We start from the raw sequence: 16289 nt of genomic DNA on the forward strand, positions 1-16289 counted from the left end.
ATAGCAACACAGTATCCTATGCCTACCTCTCATAATCATTCGGTTACTACTGACCTCATTGATCTTGTCTTTGAACAAGTTCAAGAGATTCCCGATCCTCGCTCACAAAAAGGGCGCTCATCAAATTTTTCCATTTCCGATTTGTTTATGTATGCCCTTGCTGTTTTTCATAACAAAAATCCATCGTTACTGGCCTGCGATGACAAACGTGAACAGCCCACTATCAAGGAAAACGCCAAGAGTTTATATCATGTTCAAAATATACCCTGTGATACCTATCTGAGATCAATAATTGATCACGTTAAGACAAAGCATATTCGACCACTGTTTCTCGCCCTTTTTGCTTATTGTCAGCGTCGTGGGAAATTGAAACATTTTCAATATTTTAAAGAGGGCTACCTGGCTCCCATTGATGGCACACAAACTTTTACGTCAAAGAGTATCAATTGTAAAAACTGTTGCACAAAAAACGCCGACAATCCTAAAAAAACAACTGTTTTCTATCATCAGTTATCCGCGATCTGTCTTGTAAAGCCAGGATTGAAAACAGTTCTGCCGTTAATGCCAGAACCTATTACTCAACAAAAAGATGCTTCCAAAAATGACTGTGAAGTGCGTGCCCTTGAACGCATTCTGGAAGATCTCTCCAGGGAACACTACCACCTGAAATTGGTACTGGGTTTAGATGGTCTCTATTCCAAGGGGCCAACCCTTAAACTCATCCGGTCTTATGGTCACAATTTTATCACTGTTGCCAAGGACAGTGATCATGAGGCTTTGCTGGAAGCCGTTGATGATCTGGACCGGGAAGGCAAAGTCCGTCGGTTCACTTATACCGACAAACGGGGTCACCGGCATTCGTTTCGCTACGTAAACGATGTTCCACTCAATAAGTCACATCCTGATTTTATGGTCAATTATGTCGACTATGTGGAAACGGATTCGGATGGAAAAATAAAGTACTGCAATAGCTGGGTAACCAGCCTGCCCATTCACAACCATATGTGTTGCATGAAAATCATGCGAGGAGGACGCGCACGGTGGTTAATTGAAAATGAAACGTTCAATACACTGAAGAATTTGGGTTACAGTCTTGAGCATAACTATGGTCATGGTGAAGAGAATCTGGCAAGCAACTTTGCCTGTCTGATGTTTCTTGCCTTTCTGATTGATCAAATTGTTGAGCTTTCCTGCCCATTATTTAATGAAGCGCTGAAGGCTAACAAGCGGAAAAAGATTTTTTGGGAAAAGCAGAGGAATTTTTTTGAGATTTTTGTGGTTAGTTCCTGGGTGTTATTCATGAAGGGGCTGATCTTGCAGGGTACACCTGAACCAAAACCGAAAGGCAAGCGAGTGAAACCAAGTGAACAGCCAAAACGGAAAATGATCAGCATCCGGAGTTTATTCCCTGATACGGCATAGTTACCAAATAATAACCCATTTTCTTCAGTGAATTTAAGTTAACCTATGGATCAGATTTTGTGCTGAGTTTTTTGTTTGTGTCCAAAAAAGTAATGAGACAATTAAGGGAAAATCTTTATTTTTTCCCTTTTTGCGGGAATTGCTGGTTAATGATCGTCTCGACATTACCACAACGGGCAACACGGATATGTGGAAGGCACGTAACAATGGCCCTATTGCTTATTTTACAGCACCCGCCTCTGAGTCCTGGGCAGTGGAAACAGAGCTCGAACTGAACACCGCACAAAATCGTCAAATTGCAGGCCTTACTGTCTATGCGGATGAAGATGGTGCACACCCGGTATTTTCCTATGGCCTGGACTATTGGAGTGGCCGTGATGGACTTATTAACCTTCAAGGCCTTGGTACCAACAACCCGCTTATTAACGTCAGTGCCCATGCTACTGGCAAGGTCAAACTGCGAATGGAAGTGATTGAAAATGGTAATGGCACCGGGGTTGACAGGTACACGTTCTTCTATGACCTGTTGGATGGTAATGGCATGCAGAAGCTGACATCTTATGGCTTCGCAGTAGACAGAAGCCGTATTGGCCTATTCCTGAAAACAGCGTATGCACGTACAGCGTACTTCGATAACTTTGAGGTTTCTGAAGTTACCATGCCAGCGCCTTGAGTTTTGGTAAAGTGTCGTCTTTCTACTTACCAAAGCCGGGACGGCACCATAAACATGAGCTTAAAAGGTGCTGGTGAGTACTTTTGCTATATTCATTATTCAAAATGAAGAAGGTAATAAATCAGATGCATATTAATACAATACCAATGCAGCCAGATCAGATGCCACCAGATGAATCATCTGGCGCTGTAGGAATAAATCCTGCCAATCATACAAATAAAGAGACAACGTTCAAACAGTTCTATGTTCATCAAGTTGATCACCTGAACCTTTATTTCACACCAACGGAAGGGGAATATATTGATCTCACCACAAGTGAAAGCGCGCAGGCCGCTATTGATCAGCAGAAGCGAATAGCTAGCCTTAGAGAAAGGCAACGTGTCAGTAGAATGAACGATGCCTATGAGGCACTTAAAAATAAAATTCCCGGAGCGGCTGGCAAATCATTAACAAAACTACAGATATTAAGACAGGCATGTCTACACATTAGAGCCCTTGAAAACCAACTCAGAAATCCCCCCGGACCTTTCTGATTGGTTGAACGGTATTATCGTTGATGCACAGCAGGGGGGTAACTGTTTGAAGGTTTAACCTGCAGCTGGTAATCACCCAGGGCGATACCAGGGTAAGAATGATTATCCTGGTTACACTTCCTTTTTTGCTGTTTCTTTGCGCGCTCTATGGTAGTTCCTTTGGCGCTCCCTTTTGTATGCTGCAAAATCGGGATCATTATGGTAGCGCTTCCTTTGATACTCCCTTTGTTTCTTCTTGCGGCGTTCTGCAAAATCGTGATCATTCTTGTATTGTGCCCTTTGGCGTGCCCTTTCGCGGGCTGCATAAACCTTATCATTATTGTAGCGCTCGCTTCGGAGCACCCTTTCGCGTTCAGCGTATTCAGGGTTCCGGCGAAGCTGCCTTATACGCTCCCTTTCACGCTCACGGAAAGAATGGTCTTTGCGAATCGTCTTATAGCGGCTCCTTTGGCCCTGCCTCTGGCGCGCAGCATAAGCCGGATCATTCTGGTCACGGCTCCTTTGGTGCTCTATGCAAGTGGGACCATTGAGAAGTTTTTGGTACTCGGCGTAATCAGGGTCTTCCCGGTTGTGCTGCCGTGGAGGAAAATTATAGGGCTGGAAAGCAGCCTTTTCGCGAAGTTCAGTTTGGTGCTTAATTATTGCAGCGTTACCCTCAGTTATTTCTTCTGTCTGTTGGAGAGGGACAATTGTCGTTTGGATCAGGTTTGGTGTGTTAACTACAGCAATAGGCTGAAAATCTTGGGGGTTGAATAATTGATAATCTGGATTCCAATAGCTCATTGTAGTTGGCTCCCTGATTTCAGGCACACTCCCCGATAAGCATGCCTCTGTTATTGATGATGGTGGAATATTAGTTCCTTCATAAGCAGGATGGTATGGTACATATTCATCAAGAACTGATTGGGGTATCTCATCAAGATCAGTTCTGAGGAGGTTTGCCGTGTCATGAATTAATTGAAAGTCAATATTATGTTCAGTCAATAATCTTAAAAAATTTTCATTATTCGGGAGCTCGGCTGATTGGCTATGGTAAACAGGAAAAGGATTGTCCAGCCTGATAACAGGCCTGCCTTGATAGATCGACAGTGGTTCAACAGGATAAGGTTGTTCTATTAAATTTAAAGAGTCGAAATAAAAGCCAGAAAAAGCAGGGGTGTGTGAAGGTATGCTGTTGTAGTAGTTCATTGAATTATTAAATTACTAAATTATAACTTAAGACTGATATTCGTGATAAAAGTTCATCCCTGATACACATTCAATACTTATGTCAACCTGGAGTAGTAATTTTTTACGTCTATTCCTGATAGCAATGCAAAGCTCTTTGAAAGCTGACCAGTTACTCAGGGAAAGATGGATTTGATCTTGTATCTATTTTGATTCTGGTCTCCTTGTGTTTATTGGATGCTTCGTATTTGGCTCTGGCTCTGGCTCTGGTCTCCTTGCCTTTACGGGATGCTTCGTATTTAGCTCTGGCTCTGGCTCTGGTCTCCTTGCCTTTACGGGATGCTTGGTATTTAGCACTGGCTCTGGCTCTGGTCTCCTTGCCTCTAGGGGATGCTGCGTAATTGGCTCTGGCCTTCTTGGCTTGAGCGGATCTGTTGTATTGGGCTTTGTATGCCTTTCGTTTAGGGGATGCTTCTAATCTGGCACTGGCCTGCCTGTATTTTTCGGATGCCCTGTATTTAGCTGAAGCCCTGGCTTTGGCCTCCTTGCGTTTATCGGACGCTTCGCATTTAACTCTGGCATCAGACACCTGAAGAGTACTTTTGACCGTGGAAGCACTGGATGAGTTCGTTGCCAGTTGAGGTTGAATAATCATAACTGGTTCTGTTGTATTAAAAATTTCTGCAGGTTGATGAAGATTGTTATACAAAACCTGTGGGTTTTGTGAAGCTGCCTGCTCTAAACCTAAAATAGACTGGATCGAAAAAGGTTGATTGCCAAACTCATATGAGGTGCCAGAATGATTGTCATAGCTTTTATTTCTAACGGTTACGTCAGGTTGTCGATCTTTTTTAGTATGGCTGTTAACGATGACTATTGACCTTTTTTCAAACCGTGGATCATTAAATGGATTGTGAAAAGGCACCACTGTCTGCTGATGGTCGTCTCCAGTGGTTTCATGGCAACGGATGGTACGCAGAACATTGTCAGCTTCTCTAACATCACGGGAATAGGCTTGGACTGATGAGCCTGGTCCAGGTAAGTTATGAAAGCTACCTGAAACTGTACTTGACTGAACGAAATGAGCACGAATATCCATTAAGTCATTGAATTATTGCATTATTGAAATGTAACCCTTGATCATCTCTTTTTATAAAAGTTCCTTCCTTAAATAATTTACCTGATTATAAATCAAATAAGAATAAATTTTAACTATATTTATTAGCCGTGGTAATGTAAAATTCGACAATTTGCAATTATGAAGAATGGTGCTCGTCGGATTATTGGTGATTGAATCTATGAGGGAAAGGATTTAACGGATGAAACCAGGCAGCTCTTTTAGCCTGGGGTTTGAAATCCAGGGGTGGGAGTGGGATTGGCTTTAGTAGCAGATTCCAATTTTTTTATGTATTCAGATTTGAAAAGTCTTGATTTTGTTGAAGAGTATAAATTTCTAGCCTTCCTTTTTAAAAGTTTAAATCTATTTAAATCCTTTATGTCAATTGAATTGATTGTTATTCTTTTAGTATCCATTATTAAATTGGATAATTTTTCAATGCCGTGTTTTTTTACCAGTTTGTTGTTTTTCTGGTTGCGCTCAAGATAATCTCTAATTGTATCAAATTCTTTAATGTTGTTGATGTTTTTTCTACAAATTGACTTGATTGATGCGATTTGTTGTGAATTCAGCTTTGATTCCATTTCTTGTATATGGTTTACTATATTGTCTCGGCTTCTTTTTGCAGATGTTCTATTTAATTTCTTTCTATTATTTATTCTCCAAACTTCATATGTTGTCATGTCTGAAATTATATTTTTGTAAGCCCCTGTATAGGTTAATTGGTTAAGGGAGGGGGGTGGTTTCGAAGATATTAAATTATGAGATAATTGGCATTGATTTAATGATGTTGAATCAATGGTTGTCAATTCCTCATTGATAGGTTTGTTATCAGAATTAAATAAAAATTGATTGTCAGTGGTCTGTGATAATTCAGGAAATAAATCATCAATATCAGGTGAAATATGAGAAATAGAAAATTCAGTTAAAGAGCGTTGAGGGGTTAATATAATCTGGTATGTTGTATCCTTGGTAAGATATAAAGGAATGGTGTTATCAAATACCGGTTGCACGGAATGACCAGATATGCCTGGCTCATGAATTGAAGGTGCAGCTGGGCTGGGAGTTAAATCTTGCCACCGTATCGAATCGCAAGTGCTCGGACAAAAAGAAACATCATTTATGATTGGTGAACTGTGCATTGAGGAATTGTAGCATTTAAATATATTTCAAGACCGCTATTTTTTATCGACTGGGAAATCCTTTTTTCCCTGGATAAGGCGTATCTGGCCAGTTTTCTGGCCTTGGCCGCCTGGCCCTTTTCGGATGCTCTGTATTTGGCCTGGCTCGCCTTGCGACTATCGGATGCATTGTATCTGGCTATGGTTGCCAGGCCCTTTTCGGATGCATCGTATTTGGCCTTGCTTGCCTTGCCCTGATCGGATGCATTGTATATGGCCCTCACCGCCTTGCCTTTTTTGGATGCGGTGTATTTGGCCTGGCTCACCTTACAATTATCAGATGCAAGGTATCTGGCTCTGTTTGCCTGGCCTTTTTTGGATGCAGCGTATCTGGCCTGGGCCGCCCTATGCCTGGCTTTTGCAATGCATTTGTCTTTGCTTTCCTTGCTTTTATCGGGTGCGGCGTGTTTGGTTTTGCTCGTTTTGTCCAATCCAGAAGTGCATGCCCCTTCATTGGGAAGGGGCAGAGCTTCACCAGACTCGGAAGATTCCGTTGATTCTGGTCTGACATAAACAGGAAAAGGATATGTCAGTGTCTGGACAGGGATACCTTGATAGGTGGAATGCTGTTCATTTTTGTCATGCTGGTACGTTTGTTGAACCGAATTCAAATTGAGTCCGGAAAACGCAATATGGAAGGACGGTAATTTATTATAGTGATCCATTGAATTATCAAATTAGAGAATTACAGATTAAGACCACACTTTTTTATAAAAGTTCCTCCCCACTACAAATTATTCAATATTTATGCAATTCGGGCCAGGTTTACCTGAGGCCGGAATGATAAAGGGGGGCGAACCCCCTTTACTGGTTAAGTGGCAGTATCAAATGTCAGCGGCAAGTCGGCAGCCCTGGTTGATTGCCCGCTTGGCATCCAGCTCAGCAGCCACATCCGCTCCGCCAATCAGGTGCACAGTCTTGCTGCTGATGCTATCAGCGAGTTCGCGCATGGGCTCCTGGCCTGCGCAGATAACGACGCTATCCACATCCAGCACCTGAGGCTCCCCGGCAATGGACAGGTGCAGACCCTGATCATCCACCTTATGGTACTCACAGGCTGAAACCATGCGCACCCCCCGGTTAGCCAGTGATGAGCGGTGAATCCAGCCGGTGGTTTTGCCGAGGTTTTTACCGGGCTTGCTCTTTTTCCTCTGCAGCAGAAAGACTTCTCTGGAGGATTTTGGGTGCTCACTTTCGGTCAGCAGGCCACCGCGATTTTCCAGGGTCATATCCACGCCCCACTCTTTCATAAAGGCTGGAATATCAAGGCTGCTGGATGGGCCTTCCTGGGTAATCAGTTCGCATAAATCAAAACCGATACCGCCAGCGCCGATAACGGCTACCTTGTTGCCCACAGGTGCTCCTTTGAACACATCCAGATAACTCAGCACCTTGGCGTGATCAATACCTTCCAGCTCCAGAGTTCTGGGGGTGATACCCGTGGCGACGATGACTTCGTCAAAGTCACTGTTTTCCAACTCTTCTGCCGTTACTCTGTGGTTGAGCTTCAGCTCGACGCCGGTCAACTCGATCTGTCGTTTGAAGTAGCGCAGGGTCTCTTCAAACTCTTCCTTGCCGGGTACGGTTCTCGCGATATTGAACTGTCCACCAATTTTGTCTGCCGCATCATACAGTGTGACGTTGTGACCACGATAGGCGGCTGTGGCGGCAAATGCCATGCCAGCAGGACCTGCGCCCACCACGGCCAGCTTCTTGGGTTTACTGGTTGGCAGATAGTTCAGCTCGGTTTCATGGCATGCTCTGGGGTTTACCAGACAGCTGACGGGTTTCATATAAAAGACATGATCAAGGCAGGCCTGGTTACAGCCAATGCAGGTATTGATTTCATCGGTTCTGCCTTCCGCCGCCTTGTTCACCCATTCGGCATCTGCCAGCATAGGGCGGGCCATGGACACCATGTCGGCATCACCGCGGGCCAGAACTTCTTCTGCGGTTTCCGGCATGTTGATCCGGTTGGAGGTGATGACCGGAATACTAATTTCGTTACGAATTTTTGCCGTTACCCAGGTAAAGGCCGCTCTTGGCACCATTGTCGCGATGGTGGGGACACGGGCCTCGTGCCAGCCAATGCCGGTATTAAGAATGGTGGCACCCGCCTGCTCAATCTCTTTGGCCAGTTCAACAATTTCATCCCAGCTACTGCCGCCTTCAACCAGATCCAGCATGGAGAGGCGGTAAATAATGATGAAGTCCGGGCCTACTCTTTCCCGGGTCTGTCTCACCATGGCTACCGGCAGGCGAATGCGCTGACGGTATTCTCCACCCCATTCGTCCTGTCGCTGGTTGGTACGATTGGCAATGAACTGGTTGATGAAGTACCCTTCAGACCCCATGATTTCCACGCCATCATAGCCTGCCTCTTTTGCCAGGGCCGCAGAGAGGACAAAGCTCTCGATCTGCTCATCCACCTCTTCGGAGGTCAGTTCTTTAGGTGTGAAAGGATTGATAGGTGCCTGAATGGCACTGGGAGCAATGCATTTTGGGTGGTAGGCATAACGGCCGGTATGCAGGATCTGCATACAGATTTTTCCGCCAGCCTTATGTACGGCACCTGTCACCAACTGGTGGTGCTTTACATCATTCATGGTTTCCATGGTGGAGGCACCCGGCATACCCCCGCTCTCCTGGTTCGGCGCAATACCGCCGGTCACAATGAGTCCCACACCGCCGGCTGCGCGTTCGGCAAAATAAGCCGCCAGTCGTTCAAAACCGTTGGGTCGTTCTTCCAGGCCAGTATGCATGGAGCCCATCAAAACCCGGTTTTTCAGTGTAGTGAAACCCAGATCCAGCGGTGCCAGAAGATGTGGGTAGGGGGTAGTCATTTTTATAATCCTTCTTGTGATTCGACGCCTCATCAAGCCCGGGTATTTCATAAACTGCCCCGAATCTCGCGCAGGATTTTGTCGCTCTAAGGGATTTTGTGAGGGAGCGCCGTACCGGGGAGTACGGTCGACCGAGCAAAACTCCCTTAGAGCGACAAAGGACAAGCGAGAGCGGGAGCACGTTTATGAAATATCCGGGCTAGACGCTGTCAAGATAAAATGGTATTTTGACACTGTCAAGATAATTTGTATTGTCTCTGGACTGCACCCTTTTGTATCAGACAGCGCACGGGCATTAAACGATATATGACTGGCAGAAAATCCTACCACCACGGCAACCTTCACCAGGAGCTGCTTGAAGAGGCAACCCGGATGATCGGGGAGCAGGGGGTGGATGGCATTTCCATGCGCGCGCTGGCGGAGCGGGTAGGGGTCTCCAGAACGGCGGCTTATCATCATTTTAAAGATAAGAATGCGCTGCTCTGTGCCATCGCTGAGCAGGGGTTTGAGAAGTGGCAGGCACACTTTGCACAACAGATGCATGAGCAGTCAGGGGGCATGAATGGTTGGTTAAAGGCTTTTGTCCATGCCTATCTGGATCTTTCCTGGAAGTATCCAGAGGAGTATGACCTGATGTTCGGTCGTCCGGTCTGGAAAAATGGTGAACCAACCGAGAGTCTGAGAGCGGCCTCTTTTGCCTGCTTTCAGCACTATGTTGATCTGATCCGCAGCTGGCAGGACAAGGGTAAGTTTTCGAAAGATATGGATGGTCTGCGCCTTGCCCAGGTGAGCTGGAGCATGTTGCACGGTATGAGTCGCTTATTGAATGATGGTATTTATCTGGATAGAAACTCCATTGATGCCATGTCGGACAGTGCAGTAGAGATGATACTGGCAGCGGCAGCGGTATAAAAAAGTACATTTCCATGATGGATCAAGAAATGTGCATTATGACGGTTATTCTGGCAGTGGGGATCAAAGTCCGATCTGGCGCAGTATGAGGTGTATGAAGATCCAGTGTCGGTTTTCTTAAACCTTTTTATATGGAATTAGTGATAATAACTGCTTATCCAGGCAGATCAGATGATAGTGTTCCAGGCTCTGTTGCCGTAAATAATCTCGCACAGGTGTTGCTAATTTCATCAGTGGTTCTGATTCTCCTGTTTTAACTTTTTCAAAGCCAAATTTCTCATAAAATGAAATAGTATCGTAGTCACTATTCAAGACTATGTCAGGGACTTTCCTGGACGTAGCAACTTCAATAATGGATTTCATCAACAACTTTCCAAGTCCATTACCTTGATAGGATTTTTTCACCGATAAGATTTCAATAGATATTGATTCATGATTAAGTTTAAATGACAGATAAGCAGCTGTAGTGGCAGCACTGATATCAATAAGTTCAATAACTCTTTTGTTGAAATTTTTAGTGATATCTGTTTTTTTTAATGCTTTCTTCGCACCTTTAATAGGTGAGACTTTTAGATTTTTGGAATGAAAATATTCCCGGATATATGATATGTCGGATACTTTGGGCACAACGCTTATCCTATAGCCTTTAAACCTGGCTTCTAAGATAAGGTTGTATGGTAGTGCGATGTCACTTACAGCTTTTGTACAGGATGCAAGCTCAATTATAGGGTTCATATATTTAACTCCTGTAGAAGTTTATTTCATAATGAGAGCTTATTTTGGTAGTTGGTCATCTGTTTTTTATAAATCGCTGACACTGAATCTACTTTTGGGGTCAAAGAGGAACTTTTATCATCCAGGAACAGTCTCAAGCGGTATTTCAATAATTCTATAATGAAATAATCCAATGGACAGATGTAACGCTGGTTCAAACTTCTTTTCTGCTTCTTCCTGTTTACAGAAGCCTTCAGAATCACCTTCAGTACCCTCTGGCTCTTCCAGTTCATGGCCAGGTGTGACGGGCTGTTCTGTCCAGACAGGTCATTCATTAGATTATGAATATTTAAGGGAGGGTACGATGAATCAGGGCATGCCATCTTCTCTTCGCTCGCTTGATGATTTTTCAATTTCTCTATTACCATCCCCTGAAAATGAGTCAGTGTTACCTAAACTTTTTCTGGATCTGGAAGACCTTGACCAGGTTTTATCTTGTGATTTTTTCCGTGAACCTGTTTATGACGACTTTGCATGCACAGATTTAACCTTGACAAACGTTCAGCCAATAGTTCAAAAATTTTCCCTGAGCAATTCATTGTTGAGTTTTTCTCAGCCATCATCACGTCCCGTTGCTATGATTGATCCTTTAATTAAGGACACACATGAGCAAATTACAACGAAAACCACTGAGTTTAACGCGCCTGAATCGTCCAGTTCTGTTGAACCTCAGCCTCTCACGCTCTCAGTAGCTCACCAGCAGACCGATGAAATGAAGGGTTCTTTTGCGCCAGGGAAAAGAAGGTCTGCCAAGAAGACTTACCGTGAGACTGAGAAAGGAAGGGCTGCCCAAAAGGCTTACTGTGAGTGCGGGAAAGGCCAGGCGGCCAGAACCAAAACAGATGCCAAATACGCCGCAACTGTTAAAGGCAAGGCGACCAGAGCCAAATACCTCGCATCCGATAAAGGCAAGGCGACCAGAGCTAAATACTTCGCATCCGATATAGGCAAGGCGGTCAGAGCCAAAAACGATGCCAAATACATCGCAACTGTTAAAGGCAAGGTGACCAGGGCCATATCAAATGCCAAGTCAAACGCCTATAGAGTAGCGCTAAAAAAAGGCTTTAGTGAAAAAGAAGCGAGGAAAAAAGGAGAGTCAGCAGCAAATGCAAAAAAAGCAGAATTATTATCGGTGGGTCGTTGCCCTGACTCCTGATCGCCTACCGGTTCCCACGATACCTTAATGCCGGAAACCACATAGCGCTCAATCCGGGAAATACTCTGAATAAGGTTTCACTTTTCGGATGGTTACTTATCAGAAGTAACACTGATTTCAGTGCTCAATATATTTTTTTCACCGGGCATTAACAATGCACCCGACGCCAGGTCCTTCGCATAGCGGGTTGCCTCAACGCAAACCATTGTTTCATAACCATCGTCGTTCATATCACCCATATTTCTGCTGGTTTCTTTCCATGGATTCCAGATAACGGCGGAGTTATGACCGGCATTAACAACATGGATAATGCGTTGATTACCCCGGTCATGGATGGCGATGGTAGCATCCGGGGCGGTATAAATCCGGTCAATGGGTTGATTGATGATCAGGGCTTCTGAGGTGTTGCAAGGCAGACCATTTTGCAGGCTATCAAGGTAGGAAGTGCCGGCACCGGTAATCCAGGTTTCGGTGGTTGCGGCTATATTGAAGTAGCTGTGCAAAGCACCACTCCATTGCCAGGGGCGCTCACCGGTGTTGATCATTTCCAGGTCTATGCGCAGGGTTGCTCCCAGGGTAAAGGTGAGAACGGCACTGAAATCATGGGGCCAGATCTCTCGGGTCTGTTCGGAGGTACAGAGTTTCAGGCGAATGGTAACGGTCTGTTCATTTTCCCCGTGATCCAGCAACTGCCAGGGGCTGATTCGGGCAAACCCGTGTGAAGGCGCACTGACCGGGCCAAACCAGGGCCAGCAGACAGGAACGCCACCACGTATCGCTTTGCCTGGTGAGAAGATTGCTTTCTTGCTGAGCCAGATAACATCCTGATGCCCGGTCGGTTTGAACTGCAGCAGATGGCCCCCGTGGAGGGATATTGCCGCCTCACATTCATGGCTCTGAATTTTCAGAATGGGCAGGCCATTCAGGCTATGCCGGGTAATGTTGGGGCTGAGAGTTGATTCGGTAGACAGATCGCTGGTGAACATTGGGTGAACCATTTTTTAAGTAAGAGTGCCGAATATGGAAAGTGGTTAGCTACTTAATAAACAACTTACGTTTTTTCGTTGTGGCTTGTCAGGAAAAACCGGGGCTCAAACAAAAAAACAGGCTGACCGCAGGGGCACCGCAGCAAAACAAGGTGTTATTCAGTTGCAATGTCCGTGAAGGTACTCTGCAAAGGCGGCTGAAGCCAGTTATCGATAATCAATATAGCTTTATTCTTACAGTCTTCTATCACGCTTTTGTCATCAACCTTCAGTGCATCAAGGGCTGTTTTTATTTTGGCAATGATTGGATCACGTATGGCAAGCAGCTCATCCCTGATGGGCAGGGAAAGTATGCTGATCGATTGCAGGATATACAGGTCATCGGCTGCCAGGTCCGGCGCAAACAGAACCAGCCGGAGAACGGTGAGGGCCACCAGATTTTCCACATTATCCAGCGTTTCCTGATCGATCACATTATCACTCTGGCGGTCAGCATCGATCGCTATGATTGCCTGATAATAGCTGTTGGCGATAGAGGTAATGATCTGGATCAGTTGCGTCCGCATATCCAGTTCCGGTTTGCCAAAATAGAATTTCTGGCGGCGAAAGAGTCGGTCATTTCCTGGTTGGCAAAATTGACACCAATCATCTCTTCCTCCGGGTAGAAGGAGACGACATTGAGCATCTTCAGCCGGGACCAGGCATAAATCTTCTTTCTTAATGAGTCAGTAGTGCCATATTCAAAAATATTGACAAAAAAATGCGCCATCGACTGGCTGATCACATCCACCGTTTTTTCGTCATGGACCAGTGCTTTCACCATGGCCTGGGTTGAGAATCCTACGGCGGCCAGCAGGTAATCACCATAAGATGCCCAGGTGTCCAGCACATCTTGTGATTTGGCTGTCGTCTGTATGTCATGTTTAAGGCCCCAGCCTTGCAGCATTTTCAGGTAGATATTGCTGATGTCCTGTTTGGCGAATGCCGGATCCAGGGCTTTCAGGGCAGCGAAAACCTGCCGGGTAAAGTGTTCAATGTCACCCTGCTCCCTGAGTATCTCAAAGGCTGGCTTCAGTCGTGCTACTGCCAGGGTTTTCATCACCAGGTTGTCTTCCGTAAATTCGGCGTGAAAATAACGCTGGGTATAAGCAGCCAGGGCCAGTGTGGCCGCCGCCCGGGACTGTGGATAATGTTCCGGGTGAGCCAGCAGATGACTGGACAGGCTCCAGTAACGGGTGAGCAGGCCTTCCAGTGTGGCACGGTATGAGCGGCTGGTCTGGGCTTCAATGCTGAGCTTGCGATTAAGGGCATTGACTTTGGTGGCCAGCTCGTCCTGGATTTGTTTATCCTCTGACGACAGAATGCCCGTGGTGCTGCCAATCCCGTTTTTGATCACCGTTTGCAGGTGCACAATGGCCGGTTCACCCAGGGAACGCAGGCCAAATTCGAACATGGAGGTCAACAGATAGTAAGACGCCAGATTCCAGTAGGGAGGATTGCCAGCCACTAGCCGCTTGACAGTCAGGGGCTCAAGGATGGCCACCAGTATTGAATAGCCCAGGGCAGTACCCTGGATGGTGATCGTGGATATGGTTTCCTTGTCCGGAAGGTAGCTCTGATACCAGGATTTGCTCGGGGCCCGTGGCCGTGGTTTCCCGGAAGGCATTTGGGGAATCTGGCTGATCCATGGTATGTCGGGGAATTCCGGCAGATCCTGTGCTGAGCCATCCGGGGAGGAAAGCCTGAACCAGGTGGTCAGTTGCTGCTGATACCAACGCCTCACCTTTGAACTTGTTTTGTATTCAGGTTCCAGTATTTCCAGGGCTGCCACGACTTCAGGAATCAGTTCTTGATGATACAGTGGCCGGAAGGCCAGCAGGGTAGAACGGATCAGGCTGTCATCATTGGTAACTTCAACGTTCTCCCGATAATGCTGAACCAGCGCAGCGGCCAACAAACCGGCACTGGCCTGGTCGTCATCGACCCTCTGCAGGTTGAAAGCTTCTGCCAGGTTGACCACCAGGGCCTCCAGGGCGCGCTGGGCATTGGAGCGGGCAAAGTTGGGCTGTTCGGCCAGAATGGCGGTGGCATTTTTTTGCAGAGTGTTGAAGTAATGGTTGGCGAATTCCCCGGTGGGCGATGTCGAACTGCCTTTGCCGGTATCAATGGCCCCCCAGTTTTCCAGGCTGCGGCGGGAATTGGAGGAGAACCGTTCAATGTTTGCTTTGGTGGTTGCCATACCGGTTACCCTGGCAAAATGGTCCACCACGGTGTAGACAACCGGTGTCTTCTTTTTGTCCAGGAAATGGAGCAGTACCGCCGGTACAGAGACCCCCATAATGAAAATGGCGTTTCTGATGTAGTGCTCAGGAACCCCCTTGAGAACGGACTGGATGACCCCGGGCCTGGTTCCCTTTTCGGCCATGATGGCCATGCCCTCCAGTTCCTCTATGGCACCGTTTTCAAAGTCGCTGCAGTCCTGATAACTGATCTGCCACTGGTTCAGGAGATCGCAGTAACGCAGGTTAATCAATGTTGAGCGCCGGACCAGTGGATCCATAGTCCGGAGATGGCGCTGGATGTCGTTGCGAAACTCCGGAATATCGGACCAGTCAATATGGTAATTGAAATGGGTGCTGATGCTGTCAGCCCCGTCACTGGCCCGGGCTTCGGGGTGAATGTAAACCATGGTCTGTACGGCGAGGGCAATCATGGCACTGGCCCGGTCATAATCGCCATCAGTCAAAGCGAGTCTGGCGGTGGAGGCGATGTTGTCCAGAATGTCCTGCAGGCGGAAATAGGTTTTTCTCGCTTTCTGGGCATTCATGCTGAGAATGGAAAAGGTAAACAGCGAACGGAACAGGAGATCGGTTTGCAGATCATCGGTCTGCTTTTTCAGATGTTCGTCCGACAGCGTTTTGTAACTGAGGCTCTCCAGCCGGGCGCTGAGATTGTCGGTCAGATGCTGGCTGGTTGAGCGCCGGATATTACTGCCGTGGATTTTCAGTAAGGTTTGGAGAAAGGTGTAATTATGCTGTTTTAAGTAATTTTTGCTGATGTTCAGGGCAATTTCTGAACTTAATGGCACCAGGCCCCAGGCAACCGCCGTTTTCAGCGTGTTCACCAGACGGCTGACCTCCCCGTTTTTGCTTTGCTGCGCTTGCTTCTGCCGGTCAGTTTCAGCCTGATGAACCGCTGCAAAGACGCTAGTACCGGAATATGGCAGAAGACTTGCCATTAACAGGCATAAAAATATAAGAAAAATACGGTAGTAGCAATAACCTGTTTTCATTGAGATAAGAAACCGGAGTGATAAATATCTAACCAATCAAAATAGGCTGTAATGCGCCTGGTAGTGATAAATATTTGTTATTTATGGTTTGATTTTTTTTATAAGGGATTTTTTTATAAGAGCGAACGATGATTCATTGGGAGTTTTTTCTCCTGAATTTAGAGTTTTGTTGTTTTGTTTGTCCGAATGTAACAACTTATAAAGTTTTTTATTTCGTTCTTTTTTTGAAACTG

At 46.1% G+C, this 16289-nt stretch carries 14 protein-coding genes; 6 read left to right on the forward strand and 8 right to left on the reverse strand.

Annotated features, from left to right (window positions below):
• The first annotated feature begins 18 nt into the window (after positions 1-18).
• From O3276_RS23975 to O3276_RS23985, 3 genes are all read left to right on the forward strand, one after another.
• On the forward strand, positions 19-1422 hold the full coding sequence (locus O3276_RS23975) for a hypothetical protein (RefSeq protein ID WP_269673235.1): 1404 nt from the start codon (positions 19-21) through the stop codon (positions 1420-1422).
• Positions 1423-1609: 187 nt separating this feature from the next.
• On the forward strand, positions 1610-2095 hold the full coding sequence (locus O3276_RS23980) for a hypothetical protein (protein ID WP_269673561.1): 486 nt from the start codon (positions 1610-1612) through the stop codon (positions 2093-2095).
• A gap of 125 nt (positions 2096-2220) precedes the next feature.
• Positions 2221-2628: a basic helix-loop-helix domain-containing protein gene (locus O3276_RS23985; RefSeq protein WP_269673562.1), complete on the forward strand. Its 408-nt coding sequence runs from the start codon at positions 2221-2223 to the stop codon at positions 2626-2628.
• A 111-nt stretch (positions 2629-2739) separates the two neighbouring features.
• Here O3276_RS23985 and O3276_RS23990 read toward each other — a convergent pair whose 3' ends face one another.
• The 3 genes from O3276_RS23990 to O3276_RS24000 form a co-directional block, all read right to left on the reverse strand.
• Positions 2740-3816, reverse strand: coding sequence for a hypothetical protein (locus O3276_RS23990; RefSeq protein ID WP_269673563.1), 1077 nt, complete (start codon positions 3814-3816; stop codon positions 2740-2742).
• A 151-nt stretch (positions 3817-3967) separates the two neighbouring features.
• Positions 3968-4450, reverse strand: a complete 483-nt coding sequence (locus tag O3276_RS23995) for a hypothetical protein (RefSeq protein WP_269673564.1) — start codon at positions 4448-4450, stop codon at positions 3968-3970.
• Positions 4451-5133: 683 nt separating this feature from the next.
• On the reverse strand, positions 5134-6054 hold the full coding sequence (locus O3276_RS24000; protein WP_269673565.1) for a bZIP transcription factor: 921 nt from the start codon (positions 6052-6054) through the stop codon (positions 5134-5136).
• Between the two features lie 252 nt (positions 6055-6306).
• Between O3276_RS24000 and O3276_RS24005 the strand changes: the two genes are divergently transcribed.
• Entirely contained in the window at positions 6307-6606 is a 300-nt protein-coding gene (locus O3276_RS24005; protein ID WP_269673566.1) for a hypothetical protein, read from the forward strand.
• 311 nt (positions 6607-6917) lie between these two features.
• Here the strand turns inward: O3276_RS24005 and O3276_RS24010 are convergent, their stop codons facing one another.
• A complete protein-coding gene (locus O3276_RS24010) occupies positions 6918-8936 on the reverse strand; it encodes an NADPH-dependent 2,4-dienoyl-CoA reductase (protein ID WP_269673567.1) in 2019 nt (672 codons plus the stop codon).
• Positions 8937-9242: 306 nt separating this feature from the next.
• Between O3276_RS24010 and O3276_RS24015 the strand changes: the two genes are divergently transcribed.
• Entirely contained in the window at positions 9243-9848 is a 606-nt protein-coding gene (locus tag O3276_RS24015) for a TetR/AcrR family transcriptional regulator (protein WP_269673568.1), read from the forward strand.
• 117 nt (positions 9849-9965) lie between these two features.
• Here O3276_RS24015 and O3276_RS24020 read toward each other — a convergent pair whose 3' ends face one another.
• Positions 9966-10583, reverse strand: a complete 618-nt coding sequence (locus tag O3276_RS24020; protein WP_269673569.1) for a GNAT family N-acetyltransferase — start codon at positions 10581-10583, stop codon at positions 9966-9968.
• 343 nt (positions 10584-10926) lie between these two features.
• Between O3276_RS24020 and O3276_RS24025 the strand changes: the two genes are divergently transcribed.
• Positions 10927-11778, forward strand: coding sequence for a hypothetical protein (locus O3276_RS24025; protein WP_269673570.1), 852 nt, complete (start codon positions 10927-10929; stop codon positions 11776-11778).
• Between the two features lie 92 nt (positions 11779-11870).
• On the opposite strand, the gene O3276_RS24030 is transcribed toward O3276_RS24025, so the two are convergent.
• From O3276_RS24030 to O3276_RS24040, 3 genes are all read right to left on the reverse strand, one after another.
• Complete coding sequence (locus O3276_RS24030) at positions 11871-12764, reverse strand: D-hexose-6-phosphate mutarotase (protein ID WP_269673571.1); 894 nt, start codon at positions 12762-12764, stop codon at positions 11871-11873.
• A gap of 155 nt (positions 12765-12919) precedes the next feature.
• Positions 12920-13330 (reverse strand): hypothetical protein, encoded by a 411-nt coding sequence (locus O3276_RS24035; RefSeq protein WP_269673572.1) that lies wholly within the window; start codon positions 13328-13330, stop codon positions 12920-12922.
• The gene (locus tag O3276_RS24040; protein ID WP_269673573.1) at positions 13315-16002 is read right to left on the reverse strand and encodes a hypothetical protein; all 2688 of its coding nucleotides are present in this window, start codon (positions 16000-16002) and stop codon (positions 13315-13317) included. The genes O3276_RS24035 and O3276_RS24040 overlap by 16 nt, the downstream gene beginning before the upstream one ends.
• Between the last annotated feature and the right edge of the window lie 287 nt (positions 16003-16289).

This window comes from Endozoicomonas sp. GU-1 (assembly GCF_027366395.1).
GTDB lineage: Bacteria > Pseudomonadota > Gammaproteobacteria > Pseudomonadales > Endozoicomonadaceae > Endozoicomonas.

Bases quoted from the DNA above. Each gene is read 5' to 3' on its own strand.
- O3276_RS23975 (WP_269673235.1), top strand. From the start codon at position 19: ATGCCTACCTCTCATAATCATTCGGTTACTACTGACCTCATTGATCTT.
- O3276_RS23980 (WP_269673561.1), top strand. From the start codon at position 1,610: ATGTGGAAGGCACGTAACAATGGCCCTATTGCTTATTTTACAGCACCC.
- O3276_RS23985 (WP_269673562.1), top strand. From the start codon at position 2,221: ATGCATATTAATACAATACCAATGCAGCCAGATCAGATGCCACCAGAT.
- O3276_RS23990 (WP_269673563.1), bottom strand. From the start codon at position 3,816: ATGAACTACTACAACAGCATACCTTCACACACCCCTGCTTTTTCTGGC.
- O3276_RS23995 (WP_269673564.1), bottom strand. From the start codon at position 4,450: ATGATTATTCAACCTCAACTGGCAACGAACTCATCCAGTGCTTCCACG.
- O3276_RS24000 (WP_269673565.1), bottom strand. From the start codon at position 6,054: ATGCACAGTTCACCAATCATAAATGATGTTTCTTTTTGTCCGAGCACT.
- O3276_RS24005 (WP_269673566.1), top strand. From the start codon at position 6,307: ATGGCCCTCACCGCCTTGCCTTTTTTGGATGCGGTGTATTTGGCCTGG.
- O3276_RS24010 (WP_269673567.1), bottom strand. From the start codon at position 8,936: ATGACTACCCCCTACCCACATCTTCTGGCACCGCTGGATCTGGGTTTC.
- O3276_RS24015 (WP_269673568.1), top strand. From the start codon at position 9,243: ATGACTGGCAGAAAATCCTACCACCACGGCAACCTTCACCAGGAGCTG.
- O3276_RS24020 (WP_269673569.1), bottom strand. From the start codon at position 10,583: ATGAACCCTATAATTGAGCTTGCATCCTGTACAAAAGCTGTAAGTGAC.
- O3276_RS24025 (WP_269673570.1), top strand. From the start codon at position 10,927: ATGAATCAGGGCATGCCATCTTCTCTTCGCTCGCTTGATGATTTTTCA.
- O3276_RS24030 (WP_269673571.1), bottom strand. From the start codon at position 12,764: ATGTTCACCAGCGATCTGTCTACCGAATCAACTCTCAGCCCCAACATT.
- O3276_RS24035 (WP_269673572.1), bottom strand. From the start codon at position 13,330: ATGCGGACGCAACTGATCCAGATCATTACCTCTATCGCCAACAGCTAT.
- O3276_RS24040 (WP_269673573.1), bottom strand. From the start codon at position 16,002: ATGGCAAGTCTTCTGCCATATTCCGGTACTAGCGTCTTTGCAGCGGTT.